A 13,381-nucleotide genomic window follows, 5' to 3' on the forward strand; every position below is an offset into this window, starting at 1 on the left:
CTCCGTGACTAATTTTCAATCCGAAGCTACGGTTGGTGACCTTGGCGAGCAAGGAATACTTGACGCCATCTTGCCGCTTCTTGATTCAAGCAAAGCGAGCTTGGGTCCCGGTGACGACGCGGGTGCGTTGCGCGTGGCCGGGGGAGAAGTTCTCGTTTCGGTTGACACGCTAGTTGAAAATCAAGACTTCAGATTGGTCTGGCCCAGCGGTCAAGAACACAAGGCTTATGACATTGGGTGGAAGTCAATTGCCCAAAACGTCTCTGATATCAACGCAATGGGTGGCAACTCCACGGGGGCTGTTATCTCGCTATCCCTTCCTGGAAACACGCCATTGGAGTGGGCCAAGGATTTTGCGCAGGGCGTTACGGATGCAATCAAGTATCTCGGAGCAGAGGAACTGACTATCCTCGGCGGTGATCTTGGAAAGGCATCAGAAATTTCGGTGACTACCACGGTGCTCGGTGAATCTGAGCATGGAAAAATTCTGCGTAGCGGTGCCAAGCCGGGTGACCTTTTAGCTGTGGCTGGCCATTTGGGTGATGCTGGTGCTGGTCTAGAAGTACTGGAGCATCAAAGCGACTCAGCAGCCTGGAACAGAGCTGTGCGCCGGTTAGTCGCTGGACAGTGTAGGCCTGTGCCTCCACTGGGCTCTGGACCTCGCGCCGCAGAAGCTGGTGTTCATGCACTAATGGATATTTCGGATGGGCTGATTCGTGACAGCACCCGGATGGCTAAAGCCAGCGGTGTGAGCGTTGATTTTGATCTTGAGGTTCTCAAGAAATTTGCTGAACGGTTAAAGCCGGCTGCCGCGTTGACCAAGCAAGAGCCGATGAAGTGGGTTTTGCACGGAGGCGAGGATTTTGGACTCCTGGCTGCTTTCCCGAAGGCTTCGGACGTGCCAGAAGAGTTCACTGTCATTGGCAAAGTCACTGCCCGCAGTGGCCGTCGGTCTGTAGTGACTGTGGGTGGCAACCCCGTCGTTGAAGGCGCGGGCTTTGATCACTTCAGCTAATTCAGCCTAGCGACCACAGCGTAGTGCAACTCAGCGCTTAGATGTGGTCGTTCTGAACGCGCAGTAGTTCGGAAAGTTCGTGGGCCGCGCTGGTCACCGCTTCATGGTGTATCTTGCCGGGCTGTCGGGTTAGACGTTCAATCGGTCCTGACAGCGATAACGCGGCGATGACTCTTCCAGACTGTCCGCGGACTGGAGCTGACACGGAAGCGACGCCAGGTTCACGTTCGCCCAGTGATTGAGCCCAACCACGTCTGCGCACGCCGGCGAGGATTGTTGGAGTGAAGCGGGCATGGTGAAGCCCATCAACCATGCGTTCATTGTCTTCCCACGCAAGCAGGATCTGGGCGGCGGAGCCTGCCTTCATGGATAGCTGTGTTCCTACCGGAATGGTGTCTCGTAAGCCGATAGGTCGTTCTGCGCTGGCAATGCACACACGGAAGTCACCCTGCTTGCGGAAAATCTGAGTACTCTCACCGGTGATATCTCGAAGCTTAATCAGAATCGATCCAGCGGCGCTCACAAGACGGTCTTCGCCGGCGGCGCTAGCCAGCTCTACTAACCGGTTGCCCAGCTCAAAACGTCCATGCATGTCTCGTCCAACGAGTCCGTGATGCACCAAGGATTGAGCAATGCGATGCACTGTGGGACGTGAAATATCGGTCAGGTCCACAAGCTGAGAAAGGGAAGTGGGTCCATTCTCAAGCGCGTTGAGAATAGCCGCTGCTTTGTCGAGTACGCCTACACCGCTACCAATAGTCATACAGTCAGTATCACGTCTCATTATTTGAGATTCAAGTCCGCATACTGGAAAAGACTCTCTGTGAAGTGTCAAAGTTGAACTACCACAATTACGTAGCTTGAGGAGTGTGTCGCATGTCCGTCATGCAGTCGCCCCAGACATTGGCAGAAAAAGTTTGGAACGCACACGTTGTGCGCCATGGAGAAGGCAACGGCGAAGCCCGTCAGCCTGATTTGATCTACATTGATCTCCACCTATTACACGAGGTGACCTCCCCGCAGGCCTTTGAAGGTTTGCGCTTAGCGGGACGTCAACTTCGTCGTCCAGATCTGACCATTGCGACAGAAGATCACAACACTCCAACGCTTGAAATCGATAAGCCTATTGCTGATCTCACCAGCCGTACGCAGATTGAAACCTTGCGCGAGAACTGTAAAGAGTTCGGCGTGCGTCTGCACTCGCTGGGTGACAAGGAACAGGGAATCGTTCACGTTGTCGGCCCCCAGCTGGGGCTGACCCAGCCTGGCATGACTGTTGTTTGCGGAGACTCTCACACCTCAACCCACGGTGCCTTCGGCGCTTTGGCATTTGGTATCGGAACTTCCGAAGTTGAACACGTCATGGCTACTCAGTCGCTGAGCCTAAAGCCATTCAAGACGATGGCCATCAACGTTGAAGGCACACTGAAACCCGCAGTTACCGCGAAGGATATTATCTTGGCTGTTATTGCCAAGATCGGTACCGGTGGCGGTCAAGGTTACGTACTTGAATACCGCGGTTCAGCAATTCGCTCGCTGTCCATGGACGCACGTATGACCATCTGTAACATGTCAATTGAAGCTGGCGCTCGCGCAGGCATGATTGCTCCGGATGAAACGACTTTTGAATACGTCAAGGGACGTCCACACGCGCCACAAGGCGAAGACTGGGACGCAGCAGTTGCCAACTGGAACACCTTGCATTCTGATGAAGGCGCGAGCTTTGACGCAGAAGTCTTCCTGAATGCTGATGAACTTGAGTCGTTTGTCACCTGGGGTACTAACCCTGGTCAAGGCGTTTCGCTCTCGCAGAGTGTTCCTTCTCCGGAAGATTATGAAGACGAGAATGACCGTAAGGCTTGCGAACGCGCATTGACCTATATGGGCCTGACTGGCGGCACGCCAATGAAGGACATCCGAGTAGACACGGTCTTCTTAGGTTCATGCACAAACTCCCGCATGGAAGATCTGCGAGCGGCTGCAGAAGTAGTCAAGGGCAAGGTTAAAGATCCAAACGTGCGGATGATTGTCGTTCCTGGTTCGGCTCGCGTTCGCTTGGAAGCCGAAGCAGAAGGCTTGGATCAGATATTCAAAGACTTTGGAGCAGAATGGCGTTTCGCCGGTTGCTCAATGTGCCTGGGAATGAATCCAGACCAGTTGGATGAAGGAGAGCGTTGCGCTTCGACCTCCAACCGAAACTTTGAAGGACGTCAGGGCAAGGGTGGGCGTACCCACTTGGTCTCACCACTGGTTGCAGCTGCAACCGCAGTGCGCGGAACCCTGTCTTCACCTAGCGACCTGGCCAATACTCCGGCCGCAGTCTAGAAAGGATTACCATCATGGAAAAGATTCTTACTCATACCGGCATTGGTGTCCCACTGCGTCAGAGCAACGTGGACACGGACCAGATCATCCCTGCCGTTTATCTGAAGCGTATTACCCGTACTGGGTTTGAGGATGCCTTGTTTGCTGGCTGGCGCCGCGACGAGAACTTCATCCTGAACAAGGAACCTTTCAACGCAGGTTCTGTGTTGGTAGCGGGCCCAGACTTTGGTACCGGTTCTTCTCGTGAGCACGCAGTATGGGCGCTGAAGGACTACGGCTTCAAAGCTGTAATCTCAGCTCGGTTTGCTGATATCTTCCGTGGGAACTCTGGCAAGCAGGGATTGGTTGCTGCCGAGGTTGCTCAAAGTGATATTGAGCTGATCTGGAAGGAACTGGAAAATAATCCAGGGACTACCGTGAGCGTTGATCTTGAGTCACGCACGGTTCAGTGTGGATCGATTTCTGCTCCGTTCCAGATTGATGATTACACACGCTGGCGCCTGATGGAAGGTTTGGATGACATCGGGCTGACCTTACAGCAGGAAGACGCCATCACGGCGTATGAAGCCACGCGCCCGTTATACAAGCCAAAAACCCTGCCTGCTAAAACCGCCGGGTAATTCTCACGCGCTATTGCGGAATAATAGGTCCGTTCTCATCTGTTCAAATAGGTGAAGAACGGACCTACCTTTCTTTAAGGACGCACATACCGTGCGAGAAGGCTGACGTGGCTGAAAGCATGCTCACAATGTGTGCGCCACACGATGACCTGAACGTATCAACAGCTTGATAAGCGGTATGCTTGCTAAGTCCTGCCAGTTCGAAAGCTCAAAAGCTTCGGCGGGCGATAACGACTACGCGATGAGGTAATTCATACATGGGTAAGATCTTGACGATCCATGGTGGTGTCCCACTTAAGGGCACCGTACGAGTCGGTGGAGCTAAGAACCTAGTGCCAAAAGCCATGGTTGCAGCTCTGCTCGGTGACACTCCTTCGGTTTTGCGAAACGTACCGGAGATTAAAGATGTCGTTGTAGTACGCAGCTTGCTTGAAATCCACGGAGTCAAGGTTGATCAGGACCCAACCACCGGTGACCTCTCGCTGGATCCAACCAATGTGAAGACCGCGTCGAATCAAGCAATTGATGCGCACGCTGGTGATTCACGTATTCCTATTCTTTTCTGTGGCCCACTGATCCACGCACTGGGTGAAGCCTTCATTCCAGACCTTGGTGGTTGCCGCATTGGTGACCGTCCAATCGATTTCCACCTAGAAGTTCTTCGCGAATTCGGTGCAGTCGTAGACAAGGCTCCTGATGGCATTCGTATCTCGGCTCCAAACGGTCTCACCGGCGCCAAGCTGAACCTCCAGTACCCAAGCGTTGGTACCACCGAGCAGGTACTGCTTTCGGCGGTTCGCGCTAAGGGTGTTACCGAGGTCAGTAACGCAGCTATTGAGCCAGAAATCCTAGATTTGATCTCGCTGTTGCAGAAGATGGGCGCAATCATCTCTGTACACCGTGACCGTGTGATCCGTATTCAGGGTGTAGATAAGCTCAGCGGCTTTGACCACACCTCCCTGCCAGACCGCAACGAGGCAGCTTCATGGGCTTCGGCAGCGCTGGTGACCAAGGGTGATATTTTCGTTCAGGACGCGCAGCAGCGTGACCTGACCGCATTCCTGCACGTATACCGCCAGATTGGTGGCGAGTTCGAGGTCAAGTCCAACGGCATTCGTTTCTACCACCCAGGTGGAGATCTGAATCCGTTGATCCTCGAAACCGACGTTCACCCCGGCTTCATGACCGACTGGCAGCAGCCGTTGGTTGTTGCTTTGACCCAGGCTAAGGGTGTCTCGGTAATTCACGAGACGGTCTATGAAAACCGTTTCGGTTTCACCGACGCATTGGTGCGCATGGGTTCTACGGTTCAGGTGCACACTGACTGCCTTGGTTCCACTCCTTGCCGGTTTGGCCAGCGAAACTTCAAGCACTCTGCAGTTGTTGTCGGTCCTGCAAAACTCAGCGGCGCAGACATTGACGTTCCAGACTTGCGTGGTGGCTTCTCGCACCTGATCGCTGCTTTGGCAGCTGAAGGTACCAGCCGTGTGACCGGGATTGAAATCATCAACCGCGGTTACGAGCACTTCATGGACAAGCTTCAGGGTCTGGGCGCAAACGTCGAGCTGAGCAACTAACTAAGGGGATCTCGTACGTGGTAAAGATCCTGGCTCCCGGAGAGTCTGCTAGCACCAAACTTGTGTTTTCTGTCTTGGCAGGAATAGTCCGTTCAGGCATGAACGTGATGACAGGCAAGTCATGGAAGGGCTTTGATTCTCTTCCAAAGGGTGGCTACATTGTGTGCCCTAATCACTTGACGGAAATTGATCCGTTGGTGGTTGGCCACGCAATCTATAGCAACGGCAGGCTCCCACGGTGGCTGGCAAAGGAATCTTTGTTTAAGGTTCCTGTGCTTGGGTGGTTCCTTAAGAAGACCGGTCAGGTTCCGGTGACACGTAGTTCAGCTAGTGCTGGTGAATCTCTGAAATCAGCGCAAGAAGTTCTGGACGCTGGGGGAGTCATTGTGATCTACCCAGAAGGTACCCTTACCCGAGATCCAAATTTATGGCCAATGGTCGGTCGCACTGGTGCTGCGCGTCTTGCGCTGCAGACCGGTGCGCCGGTCGTGCCTATGGCCCACTGGGGAGACCAAGAGCTACTGCCTAGGTATTCCAAAAAGATGTATTTGTTCCCTCGCAAACACGTAACCGTCGCTGTTGGAGCGCCGGTAAATCTTGATGATTTGCGTGATGGCCCTCGTACTCGCACCGTTCTTCAAGAAGCCACTGACCGTATCATGGATGCAATTACCGGTTTGCAGGCTGAACTTCGTCAAGAAGAAGCTCCGGCGACTCGCTGGGATCCCAGTGACCACGGCCAAACTCAGACCGGCCGTAGTTTCGAAAAGCCAGAAAACTAATCGACTTCATCATCACTTTCTAGAGGACAGATAATGACTAAGCCGCTTCCACGTAAAATTGCCGTCATGGGTGCCGGTAGCTGGGGAACCACCTTCGCCAAAGTGCTTGCCGATTCCGTTGTGGACAAAGGGACTCCGGTGCAAATCTGGGCTCGCCGTGATGACGCAGCTGCAGAAATTAATGATCGCCACACCAATTCGCGCTATCTGCGTGAAACGAAGCTTCCGGCGAACATCTCGGCTTCCTCAGATCAGCGTGAAGTGCTAACGGATGCGGATTTGGTGGTTCTTGCCATCCCGTCCCAGTCGTTGCGACAGGAACTGGCGGCGTTCAAAGAACACTTTGCGCCTGGCGTGGTTTTGCTTTCGCTGATGAAGGGTCTGGAACGCGGCACCGATCTACGCATGAGCGAAGTCATTTCGGAAGTGACTGGATTGCCAGCCGAACAAGTAGCCGTGCTTTCAGGTCCAAACCTTGCAATGGAGATTGCCCGTGAGCAGCCAACTGCCTCGGTTGTAGCTTGCACAGATTCAGAAACTGCTGAGTGGATTGCAGAACTTTGTTCAGCACCATATTTCCGTCCTTACACCAATGATGATGTGTTGGGCGTGGAGCTTGGCGGAATCGTCAAAAACATCATTGCCCTCGCTGTTGGTATGTGTGACGGCATGGGCATGGGCGATAATACAAAATCAACTGTCATCACCCGCGGCTTGGCAGAAACCACTCGTCTAGTTCTCGCACTCGGTGGCCGACTAGATACTTTGGCAGGGCTCTCCGGCCTGGGTGACTTGGTGGCAACGTGCTCCTCATCATTGTCGCGTAATAACACCGCGGGCCGTTTGCTGGGGCAGGGACTTTTCCTGGAAGAGGTCAATGACCGCATGTCTCAGACTGCTGAAGGCATCAAGTCTGCACGTGCAGTATTTGATCTGGCGCAGACTCACAAGGTCGAAATGCCAATTACTGAAGCAGTAGTCATGGTTCTTGAAGGTAAGCTAAGTGTTGAAAACATGGCAGCACGTCTACTTTCGCGTGAATTGAAGTCTGAAGGAGAACAGCACTAATGGTTGATCGTAAACTCCGAGTCCTGCTCCTTTTCGGCGGTCGTTCATCTGAGCACTCCGTATCTTGTGTAACGGCAGCCGGTGTCATGCATGCCATTGATCGTGAACGTTTTGACGTGCTTCCAGTTGGAATTACTCGTGACGGTGGCTGGACCTTGCTGGACAAAGACCCAGAGGGCTGGGCTTTGGACTCCGGCCAGCTGCCGGAGATCTCCTCCGTTGACCACCCGGTGCAGTTGTCTCCTGAAACTAATACAACATCTCTGCAGTCATTGACTGGTGCGACCATTTCTGAGGTTGCTGAAGTCGATGTGGTCTTCCCACTGCTTCACGGTCCTTTCGGTGAAGATGGATCGATCCAGGGAATGCTGGAAACTGCAGGCGTTCCTTACGTCGGCTCCGGAATTGCCGCCAGTGCCATGGGCATGGATAAGCACTTCATGAAGGTCGTTTTCGAAGGCGCCGGATTCAACGTTGGACCTTACGAGGTCATCACCAATAAGGAGTGGCTGCGCGATAGCGAAGCTGCTCTAGAACGTTGCCAGAATCTTCAGTACCCACTGTTCGTAAAGCCTGCCCGTGCAGGTTCCTCTGTGGGTATCACCAAGGTGGATGTCCCATCGGAACTTCGCGCCGCAATCGATGTCGCTCGGGCCGAAGACCCAAAGGTGATCGTTGAGCAAGGCATCGTTGGTCGCGAAATTGAGTGTGGCGTATTGGAAGGCCGCGGTAGTTCAGCCGCACGAGCTTCGTTGCCCGGTGAAGTTGCCGTGGCAGCGAACGGACACACCTTCTACGATTTTGAAGCGAAATATGTGGATGGCACCGCAGCCCAGCTCAGTTGCCCCGCTGAACTGAGTGAAGAAGCCACCGCAGAAATCCGCGAGCTTGCAGTCAAAGCCTTTGACTCTTTGGACGCAGAAGGTCTATCCCGCGTTGATTTCTTCTACACGCCCGAGGGCGAGTGGATCATCAATGAAATCAACACCATGCCGGGCTTTACGCCGTCAAGCATGTACCCACAAATGTGGGACAAGACTGGCATTGAATATCCAGAGCTCATCAATGAGCTCATAGCTTTGGCGACTGAACGAAACGTAGGTCTGCGCTAAACGACATACTGCATTTGCAAATAACAAAGCGAGGAGACGATTCGTCTCCTCGCTTTGTTATTGCTCAGTGCTTCTTGGCTACAGCTTTTCTGCCTTATCGACGCTAACACACGCCTTTTGGGCTGGAATCTTGGCCGCCGCGTCAGAAAGGGAAGCGAGCACCGTGCTGGAAGGTATGACGTTCGGATCAAGCACCACTTCTGTCGCAGGGGTGCGTCCGTAGGTGGTCAATGTCCAGATCTTTGTCTTTTCATCTTCGTGAGCAACCCAATCAACATCATTGACTGATACGCACGGATCTGAAGTAGGCGTAGGAACTTGCACGCCGCAACGCAGTACTACTTGCGAAGGATCGCCCCAAGCTGAGGTAGCTTGAGAAGTTGTGGACCGTCGTTGTGCGTCCCCGATCAAATCAGGTAACGCCACCATCATCTCTGCGCAGGCAGGATTGGCCGCGTCAGGTGCAGCATCAACGGCGGCGACAGATGAACAAGCAGTGAGAGAAGCAAGTGCAACTACGCTTGCCGCCATGGCCGCAATCTTTTTTATATTTGCATAACATTTCGGCGACACTTCGGAATTCACACTGAGTTTAGACACTTCATAAGCCTACATCCCTACGCTGACAGATAAGATGTATTCAGATGAAACTGTGAAAGGTAGCATATGTCCTTCGATGCACATGCGAGTCAGCCAGTAAAGAAAAAACATACTGGCCGCGCGATAGTACTGAGTATTCTTGTTTTGGTCGCAATTGCGGCGCTTGTAGCCGCCGGCTACCTTTGGAATCTGGGGCGAACATTCGACTCCGAAAGCGGCAAGATTGCTGATGCCTTCCCTAACGAGGACACCCGTCCTGAAGTTAAGGACGAGTCCAAGGATGCAGTCAATATTCTTCTGCTAGGTACAGACACTCGGGCCACGCGAGATGCGTCGGAAGACAGCGAAGACTTTGGCACACTGCCAAATGGCGGTCGTTCCGACACGATGATGTTGGTTCATATCCCTTCGGATCACAAGAATATTTTCGTCACCTCCATCATGCGTGATACCTGGTTGAACATCCCAGGTGTAGGTGAAGCAAAGGTTAATGCGGCCTTCGCCCATGGTGGTGTCTCCAAAGCAGTTGAAACCCTCGAAGGTCTATTCGGTGTTCGCATCAATCACGTTGCGTCAATTGACTTTGAAGGATTCAAGGGACTCACTGATGCCGTTGGTGGCGTGACCATCAACAATCCACGTGCATTCAATTCAACATCTTTCAAGGGCAACAATTTCCCTGAAGGTGTTCAGACCCTCAACGGTGATCAAGCATTAGCGTTCGTTCGTGAACGCCACGCGTTCCCCGAAAGCGACTACCAGCGCGTCAAGAACCAGCAGCTGTTCGTCAAGGCCCTGCTTGGTCAGATCATGTCTAAAGACACCCTGACTAACCCTGCAAAGGTGTCAGACGCTGTGGGACAGATTGCCCCATACATTGCTGTTGATGATTCGCTTGATTCTGCTCAGGTAGCTTCATATGCATCATCTATGCTCAACATCCGTCAGAGCGACATGGAATTCTTCACCCTTCCAAATAGTGGCACCGGTCGATCCGCAGATGGTCAGTCAATCGTGGTTCCAGACATGGCAGCCATTGATAAGTTTGGTCAAGCGCTTCAGGACGATAAAGTTTCTGAGTTCGTGAACACCACTGATCTATCTAAATAGTTCAATTAAGGACTAGGAATCCATGACTCCCCAAAAGCTCGATACCTCCGTGCGCGCAATTCATGAATGGCTTGCGCGGAGCGTCAAGAGTCTCGGGAACCACTCTGATCGACTTAATGCCATCAACGTCTTTCCAGTCGCAGACGGGGATACCGGGAGCAATCTCTACCTCACCGCACGCGCTGGGCACGATGCAGTTAGTGAACTGAAAAGTGACGATATCGGTGGTTTTCTTGAAGTTGCTGCGCGCGCGTCCATGGAGTCCGCCCGCGGTAACTCAGGAACCCTTTTTGCCGTCTTTCTCAGCGGCCTCAGTGAGCCATGGATTGGCCACGAACGGCTGACCGCACCTCTGCTCGCTCTGGGATTGGAGCGGGCAAAGGTACGCTCGTGGTCGGCATTGAGTGAACCGGTTGAAGGCACCATGCTTTCGGTAATTAATGCGATAGCTCTAGCTGCCGGATCGACTCTTTCGCACATCAAGACTGATCTCGAAAGCCGTGCTGCATTAGACGCACTGTTGACCCAAATGACTCAGGCGGCGCAGCTAGCGGTCAAGGGTACGGAAACGGAATTGGAACCACTGCTTGAGGCCGGAGTTGTTGATGCCGGAGCAGTGGGCATGCTGATCATCATTGATGAGCTCTGTGCAGCGATCCGTAATGACGTCACTGATTTTGAATCTTATGAATCATTCCATGGCTACAGGGTGCAGGATCCGCATGTTCACCTGAATCGAGAAACCGAGTCCGGGGTTGAAGTCATGTGCACCGTTTCCTTAGATGCCTTGGGTGCGGCCACGTTGCGTGGTCAGCTAGACGCCATGGGCAATTCGGTGATCATGTCGCCGGTGAACCAATTGGAAGAAGATACCTATCGTTGGCGAGTCCATGTCCATGTTCCTGAAGCAGAGCCAGCCATAGAACTAATTGGGAAATACGGCGATCCCGTAAATGTCAGCGTCACCGACTTGTGCACGAATGATGACTGAACAGACCCTGGTTTCATTTGAGGCTTCAGGACTTTCCACCTACCTTGGCGACAAGAACGCCACGGCACTGGAAAAGGCTTTTGGATATACAACAGTAGGGGAATTGCTGTGGCACTTTCCGCGTCGATATGTTGAAGTCGGTGAGCTGACCCCTATCGCTGAGTTGCCATTTGATGAACACGTCACCGTGGTCGCTCAGGTTGTCAACGTTAGCCAACGTCAGATGCACTCACGCCGAGGCTTCATCTATGAGGTTACGGTTAGTGATGAGCTGAGCTCTGGCGGACAAGAACTGAAGATGACTTTCTTTAATGGTTATCAAGCGCGCACGGATCTGACTGTCGGTACTATCGCGATGTTCAGTGGAAAAGTTGGTTGGTATCAAGACCACTTACAACTCAGCCAACCAGACTACGCAGTATTGGACGAAGCCTCCCAAGCGGACCCTCGACCAATTCCTATCTATCCGGCATCGGCAAAGATGCCCAATAAACGGATACGAGATTTGATAGGGCTGCTTCTCCCACACGTCACCGAAGAGAACCTTCCTGAATTTCTCCCTAGTGACCTTCTTGGATCAAATCATTACCCCCAGCGTTTCCAGGCGTACCTGCAGCGACATGCGCCACGCGAGGTGAAGCACGCGTACGTTGCCCGTCAACGTTTTGCCTATGAAGAAGCATTTGTATTGCAGCTGACCCTCGCTGAACGTAGTCGTCAGCTCGGTGCCCAGCACGCCGTTGCGCGTCCGCGTCAGTCCGGGAAGCTGGCTGACAAGTTTGAAGCGCAATTGCCTTTTACCTTGACCGAAGACCAGCTACAAGTAGGGGATCAGCTTGCGTCTGATCTTTCCCAACCACATCCAATGCACCGTCTTTTACAGGGTGAAGTGGGCTCCGGTAAAACGATCGTCGCATTGAGGGCAATTCTCCAAGTCATTGATGGTGGGGGACAAGCCGCCCTCTTAGCGCCAACGGAAGTTTTGGCCGCTCAGCACTTTGCGTCCATTACTAAGATGTTGGGCGGGCTTGCAGACCCAGGACTATTCGGTGAAGGCGAGGGGGCTGGCGTAGCTCTTCTGACCGGTTCTGCAAAAACGGCACAACGACGACAAGCCCTGTTGGGCATCGCCAGTGGCGAGATCGGTTTGATTATCGGTACCCATGCCTTGCTTAGCGACCAGGTGCAGTTTGCCGAACTCGGGCTTGTCGTTGTTGACGAGCAACACAGATTTGGCGTTGAGCAACGCGATGCGTTGCGAGCCAAGTCTGGTGACGCGGTTCCACACACTTTGGTCATGACGGCCACTCCAATTCCACGTACCGTCGCGATGACAGTATTTGGGGATCTAGACACCTCTACCATCAAGCGTTTGCCAGCTGGACGTGCGCCCATTCAAACGCATATTGTGCCAATGCAACTGACCAGTTTCCGGGAACGGTTGTTCTCGAAAATTACGGAAGAAGTGAGTCAGGGGCACCAAGTGTATGTTGTGTGCCCTAGGATCACTGACACCGCTGCAGAACAAGGTGTACTTCTATCGACGTATGAAGAATCGTCGGGCCAAACCATGAGCGTTGAAGCCATGATGGAGCTACTGGCCGGCATGCCAAGTTTCGCTAACGTACGGGTCGAAGCATTGCACTCGCAATTGGACTCAGAGGACAAGCAAGACGTTATGGACTCATTCGCAGGGGGCAACATCGATGTTTTAGTTTCCACGACGGTCATCGAGGTTGGCGTTGACGTCCACAACGCGACTCTCATGGTGATCATGGACGCTGAACGATTCGGAATCTCACAGCTACACCAGCTTCGCGGACGTGTTGGTCGTGGCGGCTTGCAGGGAACGTGCCTGATGACTACATGGCTGGATGCTGATCATCCTTCGGTGGGGCGACTGAAAACAATCGAGTCCACCATGGATGGATTTGAATTGGCTGAAGCGGACTTGGCTGAACGTCGGGAAGGCAATATTCTCGGTGCGCAGCAGTCCGGAAGTAGGTCAGCCTTGAAAGAGCTAAGCATTATCAAGGACCGTAAGCTCATTGAACAGGCCAGGGCCAATGTTGAGGCGCTGATGAATGTATCCGAGTGGCAAAACAAATACCCAGAACTGCTGAAGATGGCTGGTTCCTGGGTGGACGAGTCATCTCAAGAATTTTTGAATAAGAACTAACT

The 13,381-nt window shown here is 53.1% G+C and carries 12 protein-coding genes; 10 read left to right on the forward strand and 2 right to left on the reverse strand.

Going from position 1 to position 13,381, the window contains the following annotated elements:
• Positions 1–4 precede the first annotated feature (4 nt).
• Positions 5–1,015: a thiamine-phosphate kinase gene (thiL, locus tag EYR88_RS01740; protein WP_131088020.1), complete on the forward strand. Its 1,011-nt coding sequence runs from the start codon at positions 5–7 to the stop codon at positions 1,013–1,015.
• A 37-nt stretch (positions 1,016–1,052) separates the two neighbouring features.
• On the opposite strand, the gene EYR88_RS01745 is transcribed toward thiL, so the two are convergent.
• The gene (locus EYR88_RS01745; RefSeq protein WP_131088021.1) at positions 1,053–1,778 is read right to left on the reverse strand and encodes an IclR family transcriptional regulator; all 726 of its coding nucleotides are present in this window, start codon (positions 1,776–1,778) and stop codon (positions 1,053–1,055) included.
• Between the two features lie 122 nt (positions 1,779–1,900).
• Here EYR88_RS01745 and leuC point away from each other — a divergent pair, with 122 nt between their 5' ends.
• From leuC to EYR88_RS01775, 6 genes are all read left to right on the forward strand, one after another.
• On the forward strand, positions 1,901–3,340 hold the full coding sequence (gene leuC / locus EYR88_RS01750) for a 3-isopropylmalate dehydratase large subunit (RefSeq protein WP_131089754.1): 1,440 nt from the start codon (positions 1,901–1,903) through the stop codon (positions 3,338–3,340).
• A gap of 14 nt (positions 3,341–3,354) precedes the next feature.
• Entirely contained in the window at positions 3,355–3,960 is a 606-nt protein-coding gene (leuD, locus tag EYR88_RS01755) for a 3-isopropylmalate dehydratase small subunit (protein WP_131088022.1), read from the forward strand.
• A gap of 257 nt (positions 3,961–4,217) precedes the next feature.
• Positions 4,218–5,537: a UDP-N-acetylglucosamine 1-carboxyvinyltransferase gene (gene murA, locus EYR88_RS01760; protein WP_131088023.1), complete on the forward strand. Its 1,320-nt coding sequence runs from the start codon at positions 4,218–4,220 to the stop codon at positions 5,535–5,537.
• Positions 5,538–5,635: 98 nt separating this feature from the next.
• Positions 5,636–6,319 carry a lysophospholipid acyltransferase family protein gene (locus EYR88_RS01765; RefSeq protein WP_131088024.1) on the forward strand — a complete coding sequence of 228 codons (684 nt, stop codon included), beginning with the start codon at positions 5,636–5,638 and terminating at the stop codon, positions 6,317–6,319.
• 33 nt (positions 6,320–6,352) lie between these two features.
• Positions 6,353–7,387, forward strand: a complete 1,035-nt coding sequence (locus tag EYR88_RS01770) for an NAD(P)H-dependent glycerol-3-phosphate dehydrogenase (protein ID WP_131088025.1) — start codon at positions 6,353–6,355, stop codon at positions 7,385–7,387.
• Positions 7,387–8,499, forward strand: coding sequence for a D-alanine--D-alanine ligase family protein (locus EYR88_RS01775; protein ID WP_131088026.1), 1,113 nt, complete (start codon positions 7,387–7,389; stop codon positions 8,497–8,499). The genes EYR88_RS01770 and EYR88_RS01775 overlap by 1 nt, the downstream gene beginning before the upstream one ends.
• A 78-nt stretch (positions 8,500–8,577) precedes the next feature.
• Here the strand turns inward: EYR88_RS01775 and EYR88_RS01780 are convergent, their stop codons facing one another.
• Positions 8,578–9,030: a DUF3515 family protein gene (locus tag EYR88_RS01780; RefSeq protein WP_131088027.1), complete on the reverse strand. Its 453-nt coding sequence runs from the start codon at positions 9,028–9,030 to the stop codon at positions 8,578–8,580.
• A 135-nt stretch (positions 9,031–9,165) separates the two neighbouring features.
• Between EYR88_RS01780 and EYR88_RS01785 the strand changes: the two genes are divergently transcribed.
• From EYR88_RS01785 to EYR88_RS01795, 3 genes are read left to right on the forward strand one after another with little or no spacing between them, the layout of a single operon-like run.
• Positions 9,166–10,209 (forward strand): LCP family protein, encoded by a 1,044-nt coding sequence (locus EYR88_RS01785; protein ID WP_131088028.1) that lies wholly within the window; start codon positions 9,166–9,168, stop codon positions 10,207–10,209.
• A gap of 22 nt (positions 10,210–10,231) precedes the next feature.
• Positions 10,232–11,200, forward strand: coding sequence for a DAK2 domain-containing protein (locus tag EYR88_RS01790; RefSeq protein ID WP_131088029.1), 969 nt, complete (start codon positions 10,232–10,234; stop codon positions 11,198–11,200).
• A complete protein-coding gene (locus tag EYR88_RS01795; protein ID WP_131088030.1) occupies positions 11,193–13,379 on the forward strand; it encodes an ATP-dependent DNA helicase RecG in 2,187 nt (728 codons plus the stop codon). Before EYR88_RS01790 ends, EYR88_RS01795 begins: the two co-directional genes overlap by 8 nt.
• Positions 13,380–13,381: the final 2 nt, after the last annotated feature.

This window comes from Arthrobacter sp. S41 (assembly GCF_004320535.1).
Taxonomy (GTDB): domain Bacteria; phylum Actinomycetota; class Actinomycetes; order Actinomycetales; family Micrococcaceae; genus Glutamicibacter.